The 12,722-nt window shown below is 55.5% G+C and carries 16 protein-coding genes and 3 tRNA genes; 7 read left to right on the top strand and 12 right to left on the bottom strand.

What is annotated here, in order from left to right:
* Positions 1-16 precede the first annotated feature (16 nt).
* Positions 17-400 (bottom strand): VOC family protein, encoded by a 384-nt coding sequence (locus tag ACKLKD_RS01745; RefSeq protein WP_025710868.1) that lies wholly within the window; start codon positions 398-400, stop codon positions 17-19.
* A gap of 91 nt (positions 401-491) precedes the next feature.
* On the opposite strand from ACKLKD_RS01745, the gene ACKLKD_RS01740 reads away from it, so the two are divergent.
* A complete protein-coding gene (locus tag ACKLKD_RS01740; RefSeq protein ID WP_025710866.1) occupies positions 492-1,262 on the top strand; it encodes a DeoR/GlpR family DNA-binding transcription regulator in 771 nt (256 codons plus the stop codon).
* 3 nt (positions 1,263-1,265) lie between these two features.
* Here the strand turns inward: ACKLKD_RS01740 and ACKLKD_RS01735 are convergent, their stop codons facing one another.
* Positions 1,266-1,895 carry a LysE family translocator gene (locus ACKLKD_RS01735; protein ID WP_025710865.1) on the bottom strand — a complete coding sequence of 210 codons (630 nt, stop codon included), beginning with the start codon at positions 1,893-1,895 and terminating at the stop codon, positions 1,266-1,268.
* A 248-nt stretch (positions 1,896-2,143) separates the two neighbouring features.
* Here ACKLKD_RS01735 and ACKLKD_RS01730 point away from each other — a divergent pair, with 248 nt between their 5' ends.
* Entirely contained in the window at positions 2,144-2,779 is a 636-nt protein-coding gene (locus ACKLKD_RS01730) for a carbonic anhydrase (RefSeq protein ID WP_025710864.1), read from the top strand.
* Positions 2,780-3,068: 289 nt separating this feature from the next.
* On the opposite strand, the gene ACKLKD_RS01725 is transcribed toward ACKLKD_RS01730, so the two are convergent.
* From ACKLKD_RS01725 to ACKLKD_RS01715, 3 genes are all read right to left on the bottom strand, one after another.
* Positions 3,069-3,278: a YdgH/BhsA/McbA-like domain containing protein gene (locus tag ACKLKD_RS01725; protein WP_025710863.1), complete on the bottom strand. Its 210-nt coding sequence runs from the start codon at positions 3,276-3,278 to the stop codon at positions 3,069-3,071.
* 84 nt (positions 3,279-3,362) lie between these two features.
* Entirely contained in the window at positions 3,363-4,079 is a 717-nt protein-coding gene (locus ACKLKD_RS01720; RefSeq protein ID WP_087805238.1) for a hypothetical protein, read from the bottom strand.
* Positions 4,080-4,124: 45 nt separating this feature from the next.
* The gene (locus ACKLKD_RS01715) at positions 4,125-4,559 is read right to left on the bottom strand and encodes a winged helix-turn-helix domain-containing protein (protein ID WP_025710861.1); all 435 of its coding nucleotides are present in this window, start codon (positions 4,557-4,559) and stop codon (positions 4,125-4,127) included.
* A 399-nt stretch (positions 4,560-4,958) separates the two neighbouring features.
* Here ACKLKD_RS01715 and ACKLKD_RS01710 point away from each other — a divergent pair, with 399 nt between their 5' ends.
* Complete coding sequence (locus tag ACKLKD_RS01710; RefSeq protein ID WP_042929032.1) at positions 4,959-5,108, top strand: hypothetical protein; 150 nt, start codon at positions 4,959-4,961, stop codon at positions 5,106-5,108.
* 72 nt (positions 5,109-5,180) lie between these two features.
* Here the strand turns inward: ACKLKD_RS01710 and ACKLKD_RS01705 are convergent, their stop codons facing one another.
* Together ACKLKD_RS01705 and ACKLKD_RS01700 are read right to left on the bottom strand one after the other, a co-directional pair.
* Entirely contained in the window at positions 5,181-6,017 is an 837-nt protein-coding gene (locus tag ACKLKD_RS01705) for an MBL fold metallo-hydrolase (RefSeq protein ID WP_025710860.1), read from the bottom strand.
* Positions 6,018-6,024: 7 nt separating this feature from the next.
* Entirely contained in the window at positions 6,025-6,540 is a 516-nt protein-coding gene (locus ACKLKD_RS01700; RefSeq protein WP_025710859.1) for a DUF4286 family protein, read from the bottom strand.
* Between the two features lie 155 nt (positions 6,541-6,695).
* Here ACKLKD_RS01700 and ACKLKD_RS01695 point away from each other — a divergent pair, with 155 nt between their 5' ends.
* Positions 6,696-7,580, top strand: a complete 885-nt coding sequence (locus ACKLKD_RS01695) for a LysR substrate-binding domain-containing protein (RefSeq protein WP_025710858.1) — start codon at positions 6,696-6,698, stop codon at positions 7,578-7,580.
* On the opposite strand, the gene ACKLKD_RS01690 is transcribed toward ACKLKD_RS01695, so the two are convergent.
* A complete protein-coding gene (locus ACKLKD_RS01690; RefSeq protein ID WP_025710857.1) occupies positions 7,577-8,503 on the bottom strand; it encodes an AraC family transcriptional regulator in 927 nt (308 codons plus the stop codon). The two genes, ACKLKD_RS01695 and ACKLKD_RS01690, sit on opposite strands and share 4 nt — an antisense overlap.
* A 98-nt stretch (positions 8,504-8,601) precedes the next feature.
* Here ACKLKD_RS01690 and ACKLKD_RS01685 point away from each other — a divergent pair, with 98 nt between their 5' ends.
* A complete protein-coding gene (locus ACKLKD_RS01685; RefSeq protein ID WP_025710856.1) occupies positions 8,602-9,354 on the top strand; it encodes an SDR family oxidoreductase in 753 nt (250 codons plus the stop codon).
* 960 nt (positions 9,355-10,314) lie between these two features.
* Positions 10,315-10,797, top strand: a complete 483-nt coding sequence (locus ACKLKD_RS01680; RefSeq protein WP_223862108.1) for a hypothetical protein — start codon at positions 10,315-10,317, stop codon at positions 10,795-10,797.
* 184 nt (positions 10,798-10,981) lie between these two features.
* Here ACKLKD_RS01680 and ACKLKD_RS01675 read toward each other — a convergent pair.
* The 3 genes from ACKLKD_RS01675 to ACKLKD_RS01665 form a co-directional block, all read right to left on the bottom strand.
* Positions 10,982-11,058: transfer RNA gene (locus ACKLKD_RS01675), tRNA-Val, on the bottom strand.
* Positions 11,059-11,062: 4 nt separating this feature from the next.
* A tRNA-Val gene (locus ACKLKD_RS01670) sits at positions 11,063-11,139 on the bottom strand.
* 4 nt (positions 11,140-11,143) lie between these two features.
* A tRNA-Val gene (locus tag ACKLKD_RS01665) sits at positions 11,144-11,220 on the bottom strand.
* A 254-nt stretch (positions 11,221-11,474) separates the two neighbouring features.
* Between ACKLKD_RS01665 and ACKLKD_RS01660 the strand changes: the two genes are divergently transcribed.
* Positions 11,475-12,053 carry a TIGR00730 family Rossman fold protein gene (locus ACKLKD_RS01660; protein ID WP_025710855.1) on the top strand — a complete coding sequence of 193 codons (579 nt, stop codon included), beginning with the start codon at positions 11,475-11,477 and terminating at the stop codon, positions 12,051-12,053.
* 141 nt (positions 12,054-12,194) lie between these two features.
* Here ACKLKD_RS01660 and asr read toward each other — a convergent pair whose 3' ends face one another.
* Positions 12,195-12,602 carry an acid resistance repetitive basic protein Asr gene (gene asr, locus ACKLKD_RS01655; protein ID WP_087805240.1) on the bottom strand — a complete coding sequence of 136 codons (408 nt, stop codon included), beginning with the start codon at positions 12,600-12,602 and terminating at the stop codon, positions 12,195-12,197.
* Positions 12,603-12,722: the final 120 nt, after the last annotated feature.

Raw genomic sequence — 12,722 nt, 5'->3', positions numbered from 1 at the left:
GCTGGCGATCTGCTGACTATGCGACGATTTCGATCAGGTTGCCATCAGGATCGGCGATCACCGCCTCATAATAGCCGTCGCCGGTGGTGCGCGGCGGCGAAACCAGTATCCCGGCGGCCCCGGCGCGTTGAGCGAGGGCATCGACCTGTTCTGCCCCGCCTACCGAGAGGGCCAGATGCGCCCAGCCGGTATGGTTGTTATCCGCGCTGGCCGGCTGCAGGCCAGGCTTGGTCATCAGCTCGATCACTACCTCATCGTCGATAGTAACAAAATAGGAGGCAAAACCGGGGTTGGTCTGGCTGAGGTATTTTTCATTGATGCTAGCGGCAAAAAACTCAACCCAGAAGCGGGCCTGGACGTCGAGCTGTTGGGTCCACAGGGCAAGATGGGCTATTTTCATGGTAAACCTCCGGGCAGGAACGTTGACAATCAGAGCAGGGCAGACGATCATGCTTGCTGTTGCTCGGTTTTGATTATTTAAGGAGTTTGGTTTGCTCGATTATGCTGCTTTCCCGCAACAGCGACAAGCGCTGATTTGCCAGATCCTGCAGGAAAACGGCAGGGTGGTTTGCGCGGAGCTGGCCGCGCGGCTTCAGGTATCGGAACACACCATCCGGCGCGATCTGCATGAACTCAGCCGCGAGGGGGTGTGTAAAAAGGTGTACGGCGGGGCGGTGCTGAGCCTGCCGGAGGCCGGGGACTACAGTGAGCGGAAAGATAAGAATCGAGCAACAAAGCTCAGGATCGCACAGCAGTGTGCCCGGCTGGTGAAGCCCGGTGGCACCCTTTTCATCGATACCGGCACCACTAATCTGGCGATGGCCGAGGCGCTGCCCGCCGAGCTGGCGCTGACGGTGGTGACGAACTCCCCGGAGATCGCTGCGGTACTGATGAAAAAACCGTTGTATGACGTGGTGATCCTCGGCGGCCAGGTACAGCGGGCAAGCGGCGGCTGCGTCGGGGCTGCTGCCGTAGCTCAGGTGCAGGGCATGTTATTCGACCAGGGGTTTATCGGCGGCTGCGCCATGGCGCCAGAGTCGGGCCTGACCGGCTTTGACTACGCCGATTGCGAGTTCAAAAAAGCGGTTATTAAACAATGCAGCGAAATTATTGTTGGCCTGACCTCGGATAAAATTCCGGCGGTGGCGCGGTTTGTGGTCGCCGCGAGCAGCGATATTGACGTACTGGTGGTGGAAGAGAATATCAGCCGCGAATATCGTGTTGCCTTTCAGCAGCACGATATCCGCATCCATACCGTGTAGCCGTTAACGGGTCAGGGAGGTGGCGATAAGCCGCAGACCCAATGCCCCCAGCACCGTCGCGGTGGCGATGTCGATTCGTCGTTTCAGCCGCAGGTATACCCGCCGCGGCCGGTCAGCAGACAGCACCAGCGCCACCAGCGAATACCAGCTGACATCAATCAGAAAGCTCATCAGCGGCACAATGTAATAGAAAGCGGTGGGGATCTGCGCTGGCAGCAGGGCGGTAAAAATTGAGGCGAACACCAGCGCGGTTTTGGGATTGCTCAGTTGCGTATACAGCCCGTCGCGGAAGGTCTTCAGCAGCGAACGATTGCCGGCCATCCCGCTGGCGCAAAAGTCCATCGGCTGCGCCGACCCGCGGAAAATTTTATAGCCAAGCCACAGCAGATAGAGCCCGCCGGCCACCTTCAGCCCAATGAACAGTTCCGGTACCGCGGTGAGCACCTTCTGCAGGCCCAGCATCGCCATAATAGAAAAAATGGCAGCGCCGGCGCCGGTACCGAGGGCGGTCACCATACCGTGCAGACGCGAGCGGGCAACCGCATTGCGCGCGACAAAAATAAAGCTTGGGCCAGGACTGATCACGCCCATGATCAGCACCGCGGCAATGGCCATCAGGCTGGATAAGAACATAGCAACTCCTGGTATTTCCGCCGCAGACAGGCGGTCGGCAACGGGTGAACGATACGAGCAGACAGAGTAGCAAACTGGCTCAGGAAAGCACGTCAAAACCGTGTGGAAAAGGAGGGGGGAGCGGGCGTCGGCGCCGCGCGTTTTCTGTGCAACTGTTTGAATAACGATTCCCATTCTTGTCATCAATGGTAAACTGAATAACTGTGATCTTTGTCATACCGTAATAACTACAGAGAAGAGACACTGCTATGCAACATATCATTGAGGGCTTCCTCAACTTCCAGAAAGAGATCTTCCCCCAGCGTAAAGAGCTCTTCCGCAGCCTGGCCTCCAGCCAGAATCCCAAAGCGCTTTTCATCTCCTGTTCTGACAGCCGTCTGGTGCCGGAACTGGTTACCCAGCAGGAGCCGGGACAGCTCTTTGTCATTCGTAATGCCGGGAATATCGTGCCGTCTTTCGGGCCGGAGCCGGGCGGCGTTTCAGCGACCATCGAATATGCCGTGGTTGCCCTGGGAGTGACGGATATCGTGATCTGCGGCCACTCCAACTGTGGGGCGATGAAAGCCATCGCCACCTGCCAGTGCCTCGAGCCGATGCCGGCGGTCTCCCACTGGCTGCGCTACGCCGACGCCGCGAAAGCGGTAGTGGAAAAGAAAACCTGGGCCAGCGAAACCGATAAGGTCAACGGCATGGTGCAGGAAAACGTCATCGCCCAGCTGAACAACATCAAAACCCATCCGTCGGTGGCGGTTGGTCTGCGCGATCAGACTCTGCGCCTGCACGGCTGGTTCTACGACATTGAAAGCGGTGACATTCAGGCGCTGGATAAAAACACGAAATCCTTTGTGTCGCTGTCGGAAAATCCGGACGTCTTTTTCGAATAAAGCCGTTCTCAGGGCAGGGAGGCCCTGTTCATTCCCTCCACCACGCCATGCACGGCGCCGCTTTACAGACAGCGGAAGGCTTCCGGCAGGTCCGCAAAGTCAGATCTATCATTTTATGCTCTCCAGCGAACCGGGTATTTTTTCACATCAGGCTCTTTTTTTTGGAAGAGAGTCAGTAGCGTCCGGATTCGGGCGAATGCCACTCGGGGCTGTTGGGAAACGTCAGGAAGGGGAAATACTAAAGCGCCGTGCGGGACGGCGCTTTAGCAAGCGCTAAAGGGCAAGGGGATTATTTGCTCAGTTCGGCTGTCATATGAACACGGTTGTTAAACTGGGCGCTGGTGATTTTATAGGATGCACCCTGTTCTGCGGCCTGGGCGGCAATTTTTGCTTCCGCGCGGTCCAGTGTGGAGGCAGTGGCGCTAACGCTTTGGGCGAAGCTGGCAGCAGAGAACAGAGACAGAGCAGCAACAGCAACGAAAGTTTTGATTAATTTCATGGTCGTATTCCTTAATTTGGTGTCTGATAAAGGGCCTGTTGCCCTGATGTGATAAAGAATACGCTTGACGCCTTGAGGTTAAAATCAAAACAATTTGCGAAACTCTTTCAAATAATATGAATGATTTTCGCGCGAGCGTGAGGCCGCACGCTGCGGGCGGGATGGGGCAGGCGCCGTTGTCAGTGGGCGGAGATCGGTGGACAGGCGGCTAAAAGAGAGCCTGGCGGTCATGAAATGATGGAAATGGCTATGACTGACCAGACGGAAATTCACTTTAATCCTTTCCAGACCGTTATAGACCCGCTTACGATTGATCCCCAGCGTAGCGGCCATTTGATGCACCGACTGACCCTTCATGGTGGCATTTAACATCCGCATTTCCAGGCGGTTGAGCGGGGCTCGTTGACGAGAAGAAACGCTCTGACGTTGATGACGTGGCACAAGGGGCCAGCGACGCTCGGCCAGGCAGTGCAGAAGGCGGCTCACTTCACGTACCGTTTCGCGCTGACTGACCCACAGGAGGGTATCCGCGAAAAAGGCACGGCCACGCTTTACGTGACTGGCTGACGTAAAGCCGATGACCAGGCCCTGAAAGTGCTGGGCGATCTCAGCGGCAGCCTGGTAATCATGATAGTTTTCCAGCGACAGAATAATGACATCCAGCGCGGTCAGTTCTGGTAGATGACTGAGCGGCAGGGAGTGAATAACTTTTAATTCGGGCGCCGTTTGCTGAATATCCCGAATACACTGGGCAAGGCCGATATTAAAATAAATATTATTGCTGTGAATTAAAATGTTCAACGGGAAATACCTGTTACATGCGACGTATGGGGTCCGGAGAGGGGATTAGCTGCGTACCAGGAGTTTCTTCATATCAGCAGGCGCGGTGTTAATATAATTCAACATGCCCGGTGGTTTAAATGAATAAATTTCGGCTACATACGCGTTATTAATATAATACCCTTCACATTTAACCCGAATAATTAATGCGTTTTCCACCCCCACCTCGGCCAGACGGGATTTTAAAGTCTGAATGACTTGCCATAGGCGCTGCGCGGAAGGGCGGAGATTATTTTTTTCCCAGACGTTAATCATTAACTCTTCGTCACTGACTAACCGTTCCCTGCCATGCGCCAGCAGGTACTCCAGTAAACAGGCCATGGTGCTACGCAGCTGAATCTGTTTTCGGGTCCCTCGTAGCGTGATAATTTCCCGATGATGCAGGCAGTAGAAAATATCATCCGCTAACTTATAGCCAAGTAGTTTATAGCCTTTAGTCATCCACCACTCCATGATAAATTCTCTTATTGCCGATGCAGATTACCTGCCAGGCGCGTCCTGACCAAGTTAATTTTATCTGCTAGAATAATCAAAACAAATAACCATATACGCATACATAACTAGAATAAAAATCTGATAATCTTGCTGTGTTCTGTTGGATTATGTGGTATAGGAAAAATCTTAATCAAGACGCGGGCGCTGGTAAGCGGTTGAAAATATGGATGGCAGAAAAAAATAAAAGCACTTACATTGATCTAGATCAATTTAATGCCTTTCTACTGGTATTGAACATTTACATAGTAAAACAAAGATTGAAATAACTTACGTTATACGGTGTTAAGCTGATTCTGAACTTATGGAATTACCCAGGGAACTGTTCATTACTTTCAGGAGCGTTTTATGGCCATTGCAACTCGTAAGCCTCTTTGTAACAAACGCTGGTCGGCCAGCCCGGCCTCTCAGGATCTTCAGCTCACCCAACTGCGTCACCCATGGGTCGCCACTAAAGCCAGCTGCAAAAGTAAAAAGGGCTGGAAGCGCCGCGGTTAGCGGCCTGTCCAACCTCCCTTACATAAAGCCCTGCTTGCCCCTGCGGACATGCAGGGCTTACCTCTGCGACGTTTACACCGCCCGCAACAGATAGCCGGAGGGGGTCTCCACCACCCTGGCAAAACCAGGCAGGCCAAGATGCATCCCGGCGATCAGCCATTGTTCGCTGGCGGCCTGACGCAGCACGTTCTCGCGGGTTTGCCGGGCCTGGTCAGGATCGACGTCGAAAGCCACCGATACCTCGGGCCGCGCGGTCTGAATCGGCGGAAAATGGACGATATCCCCCCAGATCAGCAGCGAGGTATCGCCCAGTTCCAGTCGATAGCCGGTATGCCCGGGGGTATGGCCGGGCAGCGCACATGGCTGGATACCTGCCACCCTTGTTTCTTCATTAAGTTCACGAATTTGTTCTGCGCAGATCGCCAGCACGCGGCGGACGAACAGCACGTTACGCTGGCCGCGATCGCTGGCATTGGCGAGGGTCGACGCCGCCAGCCAGTAAGCCTGTTCCCGCCAGGGCAGGTAAACCGTGGCACGGGGAAACGCTGGTGCACCAGCGGCCGTGAGCAGGCCCCCAATATGGTCCGGGTGGGCGTGGGTCAGGAGGATGGTGTCGATTTCTTCAGGGCGCACGCCCAGCTGCGCCAGGCTGGCGATCAGTGCGCCGCCGACGCCGTTGACCCCACCGGTGCCCGTATCCACCAGCACCGTGTGCCCGCGACCGCGGATCAGATAGGCGCCAATCTCAATGGTCTCCGGTGAAGCGATCCCCGCCTGCAGCTGCAGGCGCACCGCTTCTTCAGGGGGAAGCCCCGAGAGTAACGTCAGCGGCGCCGCCATCTGACCATCACTCACGGCGCTTACCGTCAGGTCGCCTTGCGTCAGGGTATAAAAAGGGGCTGGTATCATCATGACCTCAAGCTCGCTGCGCCGGGTTACGCAACCGGGCGGTGATGGGTTGATAAACAAAGACGGTGGCTGCCGTGGCCAGGTGTTTCAGGTCGTCGCGCGGGAGGATGGCAGCACACCGGGCGTGTTGGGTCCCCAGGCCGCCGGGCTGCAGGACCCACAGTGGGGCGACGGGCAGGGTTTGCGCGGTATCGCTTAGCAGCAGCACCTCATCTGGCCGGACTTCCCGCATGTCGCCATCTGTAACATAGAGGTGGCGATGCCAGTCGGTGATCGCCGATTGCCAGTGGGCAAAATGGCCCCCTCCGTTGCGGCGATAGGCGTCGCTGTCGATCACGGCAGCATCGCGGATATCGTGCAGCGCCAGATAGCGGGGGCAACCCTCGCTGAGGGCGCGGAAGCGCTGGGAAGCATAAAAGCCGGGCACAGACACCAGCGCCGGCAGTTTTTCCTGATTGTAAAAGGTATTCCACGCCGTTTCGCTTTGTGGGTCGGTGTAGGCGCATTCGACGACATAGAGCATTGGGACCTCGCTGGACAGATGATTGCGCTTACAAGGCGCTTTAGTGAGTTTTCATCATCCTATCGGCTAAAACTGGCGCTGAAAAACGATGTTAATTCAAGGTTCAGTGATATTCTGTCACTGACTTTCGCCGAGGCCGTACTGGAGCCATCGTTATGCGTCGTAAAATCCCCAGCAGCGCTGCGCTACTGGCTTTTGAGGCCGCCGCCCGCCACGGCAATTTTGCCCGCGCCGCGGCGGAGCTCGCGTTAACGGAAGGGGCGATCAGTCGGCAGATAGCCCGTCTGGAAGCGCTCCTCAACAGCAAACTCTTCGACAGAACAGGGAGTCGGGTACGGCTCAACCCGGCAGGCGCCCGCTATGCCCGCCAGGTCCGTGAGATCCTCACCCGACTGGAGCGGGACACCCATGACGTCAGCGGGATGCCCGCCGAGGGTCGCAGTCTGGAGATCGCTGTGCTCCCCACCTTTGCCAGCCGCTGGTTAATTCCCCGGCTCGGGCGCTTTACGGCGCAGCATCCACATATCGTGGTTAATATCGCCGCCCGCAGCGATCCCTTCATCCTGCCGGGCAGCGGATTTGATGCGGCCATCCATTTTGATCACCCGGCGTGGACTGGGATGGAGGTGACGTTTTTGTTCGAGGAGTATCTGCTGCCGGTCTGTCATGCTGCGCTGGTGACGGATGACGATCTCCCGGGGCAGCTTAACCGGCTGCCGCGCATTCACCGGCGGCAAAACCCCGACGCCTGGCTGCACTATGCCCGCGAGTGTGGTTTGACGCTCGATAATCCGGCGCAGGGTCCACGCTACGATCTGCATGAGATGGCGATAGCCGCGGTATTGAGCCAGCAGGGGGTGGCCCTGGTACCGAAGATGTACGTGGAAAGCGAGTTGCGTGTCGGAACGCTGGTCGCCCCGTGGCCCGGCTCCCCGACGCTGGCCAAGCGTTTCTGTCTGATTAAACCCGGCGGCGGGGAGGGGGAGCAGCCGCTGCAGATGTTCGAGCGCTGGCTGCTGGCGGAGATTGCAGCAGGTTAGGTGATGGCTGCATCTGTGGCCTGTTGCGTCGCCCGCTGCCGGGCATATTTGCCCGGCGAAATTCCGGTATAACGAGTAAAGGCTACGCTGAACGCGCTGGCCGAACCATAGCCGATGCGTTCGGCGATTTCCGCAATACTGATGCCGGTTTCGCTCAGCCACTGCATGGCCAGCGTCATCCGCCAGCCTAACAGATACCCCATCGGCGTCACCCCGGTCAGTTCGATAAAGCGTTCAAATAACGTCGAACGAGACAGCGCACAGTCGGCGGCCAGAGCGTTAACCGTCCAGCGTCTGGCGGGGTCCTGGTGCAGCAGGCGGATTGCCTGGGCGACCCGCGGGTCGCTCAGGCCGCGCACCAGACCGGGGGTCGCAAGAGTTCCGGTGGAACGGATGGCTTCGATGAAAAGCAGTTCCACCATCCGCGCCAGAACGAAAGATTTGCCCGCGCGATCGGCCTGCGCTTCCTCTTTCAGCAGCCTGACAAAGGTGGCCAGCCGCGGCTGGTCGCGGACCACTACAAAGGCTGGCAGCAGCGAGGCCAGCAGGCTGGCGTTCGTCGAACCGGAAGCGCAGTGGCCAATCAGCGCCTGCATCTGTGACGGCTGGTCAAGCGCTCCCAGCCGAAAGTGTCCCTCCGCCAGCCGCACCGGGATGGTCTCCAGCGCTGGCGATCGGGGCGGGGCCAGACTGGTAAGCGCGAAGCGGTACGCCGCCGGGATCAAAATAAAATCCCCGGCGCGCAGGATCTGCGGCTCATGCTGGTCAATTTCCAGCCGACAACTCCCGGCCAGCACGGCGCCGTAGAACGACATCCCTTCATCCGAACGCCTCACTCGCCATTCTCCCGCCCCCTCGATGGTTTTGGTCAGCACCGCTCTGAGATTTAACATCGCGATGATCTCCGCCAGCGGATCGCTCATTCCCGGACTCCTGCTAATGAATGGTGGACTATTGACCCTATATCGTCCGGGAAAGGCTGTCTATGATTGAAATGGAAACGTTAACGGGAGACAGAAATATGAAGACGATTATGATCACCGGCTGTTCCTCGGGTTTTGGCCTGGAGACGGCGCGTTATTTTCTCGAACATGGCTGGCGGGTGATCGCCACCATGCGTGTCCCGCAGGAAGGTCTGTTGCCCGCCAGCGACCGCCTGCGGCTGGTGCGTCTTGACGTCACCTCGGCGCAGAGTATCGCGGAGGCCCTTGCCGAAGCGGGAGAGATCGATGTTCTGGTTAACAACGCTGGAGTGGGGATGCTTAACGCCCTCGAGGGCGCATCGCGCGAGGCGATAGCAGACTTGTTTGCCACCAACACCCTGGGAACTATCGCCCTGACTCAGGCGGTACTTCCCCGATTCAGAGCACGCCGTAGCGGGACAATTGTCAATATTACCTCGGCGGTGACCCTGCAACCGATGCCCCTGCTGGCGGTCTATACCGCAAGCAAGGCGGCAGTGAATGCCTTCACGGAGTCGCTGGCGCTGGAGCTCCGTGCTTTCAATATTCGCGTCGGGCTGGTCCTGCCGGGACGCGCCCCGCAGACCCGGTTCGGGGAAAACGCCCGCCGGACGATGGGGCAGCTCCCGGAAAGCTATGCGGCGCTCGGTCAGCAGATCCTCGACCGCATGCAGGATAACGCCAGCGTGACGCAGGCGGTTGATGTGGCTCAGGCCGTCTGGCGAATGGTGAACGATCCTGATGCCCCTTCGCGGCTGCCGGCTGGAGAAGATGCCCTGGCGATGGCGCAGGTCAGCCTTCGCCGTGTCTGAAGGCGATATGCGGTTCTTGTCTGCCAGGCGGTAGATGCGCAAGCTGCCGCTGCGCTTTATGGTCGGGGAATATTATCCGTGTCAGGATCGCCAGGACACTAGTGGCGGGTTATGTGAAATAATGGTCGGCTGGCGCTTATTGATGTAAATCAGGACTACCATGTATTTCATGGTGCGTTTTTCGCCGCTTATTCTGGATATGTGCGACTCGTCCGCCATATTATTACACGATCAATGGCTAAGGTCTTTTATATTTAATTTCTCAATGTCGTTCGGGCGTTAATCTTAAAAAGTTAGTCTGGCCAGACCGGGGCTGGACTTTCTTTATTCTCTTGTGGCAAGGTTCTATCCCTTATTTACCGCATGCTTGCCTTATTTCGCCAGAGATAGTTTTCAGTATGGAATCTTGTTTTTGCGAAGCCACCGCTTCCGCCCTGCGTCCAGACGGCTTCCTTCTCTGGCATGACAAAATATTGTCAGTTTATTTTTTTATTCTGTTTATCGTCTTTTTCAACATTACGCAGCCACCTCCGAGCTGAACCGAAATACCGCTGAATTCAAACTGAATGTACTCCGCGAATACGCGGAGACAAACGGGATTTTCATGTGCATGTATTGCTGAGTGTCTGTTATCCAGGACGTTAAAAAAAGCCACCGTTCTGCCTTGCTCAGTGCGCTTAGGGTTCCTTTAGGAGACAGCGATGGGCGGTAGCGTTCGCGAAAACAGGCGGGTGCGTTAGCGCAGCCAGGGGGCGGGACGGCGGAGGTAAATGAATGAAGGACGTTGTGATGGAGTTTAACGCCAGAAAAGATGGAGTAAAGCGATGAGTAACAGCCTGCTGAATCAGCAGATATTGCCGGTGCTGAGTTAGCAACTGTTACCCCATATAGCGGCAGAACAGAAGCCGCAGCACCTGACCCTGGACTGGGATGAGGTAGAGGGGGAGCGCCTCCAGAGGCGTGTCCGCTTTTTTCGCAGGAAGTCTTGCCGGGTTATTATTATCCATTGGTGCTGAAACATCCAGAGCAATATACACGTCCCGATATCTGAAGCGCAGAAATCCGGTACTGCATGATAAACTGCAAAGTCTGGGAGAACTGGATCTTCTGTATTTCCTTGTTGAGGATATTGTAAAACCTTTCGAAACAGCGTGTATGGTCGGTGATAAGATTCAGCAGAATTTAAAAAAATATGTGAATACTTGTTTGGTGGATTATGAATATAAAACGAAAATTATTCATCATACTTTCCCGTGTTATCAAGGGGGCAGGTATGGGATTAGGTGCTTCAGGTATCGCGCTGGCTGGCTGGTTCTTTTTTTCTCAGTCAATGAATATAAATATCTCTGGGGTTTACTTTCAGTTGTGGAATTCCTGGTGGGGTATCTGATATATCGTTTTGCATATGCATATATATATGACGAATGGACTGATTATCATTAAAAAATTAAACAGCGTGGTCTGTTAATCGATTTTTGATACTCATTTAAAGGGTTGGCTTCCCCTGCATTAATGTGGACTAGTATGGAAGAGGCAAGCAAAGCTCTTTGCCCATACACAACATTTTAAATCAGCAATACAATCGGGGAGCAGGGGATAAAATTCAGAAACTACAGAGAAAAAAGCTTGGTGCGTCTGAATGGACTCGAACCATCGACCCCCACCATGTCAAGGTGGTGCTCTAACCAACTGAGCTACAGACGCATTATGGTGCGTTTAATTGGACTCGAACCAACGACCCCCACCATGTCAAGGTGGTGCTCTAACCAACTGAGCTATAAACGCATTATGGTGCGTTCGATTGGACTCGAACCAACGACCCCCACCATGTCAAGGTGGTGCTCTAACCAACTGAGCTACGAACGCAATGTTGTGGTGACAACGGGGACGCATATTAACGGCAGGGAGGGGATGTGGCAAGAGGTAAACGTCACTTTTCTTGTACATTGCATGCGATTGCGGAACTTTTACCCATTCCGGATATATTTTACTGAACCACAAGGATATTTCTTCGCCAGCGAGCGTCACAGCTCTCATTTTTCAGCCAGTCTAATCCAGCGCGGAAGGGTTGCCGTTGTGTTAAATTATCGGCCATCAGAAGAGAAGGAGTGATAACGAAGATGAAATCTATTGGTATTTTCTGCGGTTCTTCAGCTGGCGAACATCCGCTGTATCTCGAAACCGCCCGTCTGGTTGGACGTACACTGGCGCAGCAGGCGCTGGCGCTTGTCTATGGCGGTGGCAAAGTCGGTCTGATGGGGGCGGTCGCCGATGCGGCGCTGGAGGCTGGTGGCGTGGTGATAGGCGTGATGCCGCGCGGCCTGGTGGAGCGGGAAATTGCCCACCGTGGTTTGACGGAGCTACATGTGGTCGAGGATATGCACGAGCGGAAAACCAAAATGGCGGCGCTGGCGGATGGCTTTATTGCCCTGCCGGGCGGGGCGGGGACGCTCGAAGAAATTTTCGAACAGTGGACCTGGGCGCAGTTGGGGATCCATGAGAAACCGTGCGCGTTCCTGAATATCAAGGGCTATTACGATCCGCTTCAGGCGATGGTCGATAACATGGTGCGGGAAGGGTTTATGCATCCGCGCTATGCGGAGATGCTGCCGTTTGCAGACTCGGTGGAGGAGATTATCGCCGGTTTTCGCGACTATACGCCGCCGGCCCGTAAATGGGTTCAGCAGCCAGCTATTTAAACATCAAGCGCAGAGTAAACAGTGCGCAGACGATGAGCAATAACAGCAGCAATTCGAAGCGATAGCGTTGCAGCATGATGTCCTCCTGAAAAAAAACCGGCGCTGTTCAGCGCCGGTTTATCACCTTTTATGCCCTGACCGTTATGCCGCTGGTTTAACCGCCGGTTTAGCTGCATGGTGCGCCACTTTATGGTGTTTCTTCGCAGCCTGGGCTTTTTGCTCAGTAGCCGGTTTAGCGGCCGCTTTATGGTGTTTCTTCGCAGCCTGCGCTTTTTGCTCGGCTGCCGGTTTAGCGGCCACTTTATGGTGTTTCTTCGCAGCCTGGGCTTTCTGCTCGGCTGCCGGTTTAGCGGCCGCTTTATGATGTTTCTTCGCAGCCTGGGCTTTTTGCTCAGTAGCCGGTTTAGCGGCCGCTTTATGATGTTTCTTATGGTGAACAGTGGTATGGCTGGCTGCTGCACTCAGGGTGGTGCTCGCCGCATCGGCAGCGAAAGCAACTGACGACAGACCCATAGCAGCGGCAACGACCAGAGCTAATACTTTTTTCATTCTGAAATCCTCGACTTGGTTTCTTGAGTAACCCCACTGCGGGGCTGTTGGCAACACTATAAGCGCCTGCCGGGAGGTCATCAGTGAGTCTTTGGTGTCGGGGAGTAACGGAATGTACAA

It is taken from the genome of Klebsiella sp. 10982 (assembly GCF_048589245.1).
Classification (GTDB): domain Bacteria; phylum Pseudomonadota; class Gammaproteobacteria; order Enterobacterales; family Enterobacteriaceae; genus Klebsiella; species Klebsiella quasivariicola.
Note: the sequence above shows the minus strand (reverse complement) of the source record. Positions and strands in the feature narration are given on the sequence as shown.

What these genes read in the sequence shown, in the direction of transcription:
- ACKLKD_RS01685 (WP_025710856.1), top strand. Translation starts at nt 8,602, where the DNA reads ATGAAGACGATTATGATCACCGGCTGTTCCTCGGGTTTTGGCCTGGAG.
- ACKLKD_RS01735 (WP_025710865.1), bottom strand. Translation starts at nt 1,895, where the DNA reads ATGTTCTTATCCAGCCTGATGGCCATTGCCGCGGTGCTGATCATGGGC.
- ACKLKD_RS01690 (WP_025710857.1), bottom strand. Translation starts at nt 8,503, where the DNA reads ATGAGCGATCCGCTGGCGGAGATCATCGCGATGTTAAATCTCAGAGCG.
- ACKLKD_RS01745 (WP_025710868.1), bottom strand. Translation starts at nt 400, where the DNA reads ATGAAAATAGCCCATCTTGCCCTGTGGACCCAACAGCTCGACGTCCAG.
- ACKLKD_RS01710 (WP_042929032.1), top strand. Translation starts at nt 4,959, where the DNA reads ATGGCCATTGCAACTCGTAAGCCTCTTTGTAACAAACGCTGGTCGGCC.
- ACKLKD_RS01700 (WP_025710859.1), bottom strand. Translation starts at nt 6,540, where the DNA reads ATGCTCTATGTCGTCGAATGCGCCTACACCGACCCACAAAGCGAAACG.
- asr (WP_087805240.1), bottom strand. Translation starts at nt 12,602, where the DNA reads ATGAAAAAAGTATTAGCTCTGGTCGTTGCCGCTGCTATGGGTCTGTCG.
- ACKLKD_RS01660 (WP_025710855.1), top strand. Translation starts at nt 11,475, where the DNA reads ATGAAATCTATTGGTATTTTCTGCGGTTCTTCAGCTGGCGAACATCCG.
- ACKLKD_RS01705 (WP_025710860.1), bottom strand. Translation starts at nt 6,017, where the DNA reads ATGATACCAGCCCCTTTTTATACCCTGACGCAAGGCGACCTGACGGTA.
- ACKLKD_RS01715 (WP_025710861.1), bottom strand. Translation starts at nt 4,559, where the DNA reads ATGACTAAAGGCTATAAACTACTTGGCTATAAGTTAGCGGATGATATT.
- ACKLKD_RS01730 (WP_025710864.1), top strand. Translation starts at nt 2,144, where the DNA reads ATGCAACATATCATTGAGGGCTTCCTCAACTTCCAGAAAGAGATCTTC.
- ACKLKD_RS01725 (WP_025710863.1), bottom strand. Translation starts at nt 3,278, where the DNA reads ATGAAATTAATCAAAACTTTCGTTGCTGTTGCTGCTCTGTCTCTGTTC.
- ACKLKD_RS01695 (WP_025710858.1), top strand. Translation starts at nt 6,696, where the DNA reads ATGCGTCGTAAAATCCCCAGCAGCGCTGCGCTACTGGCTTTTGAGGCC.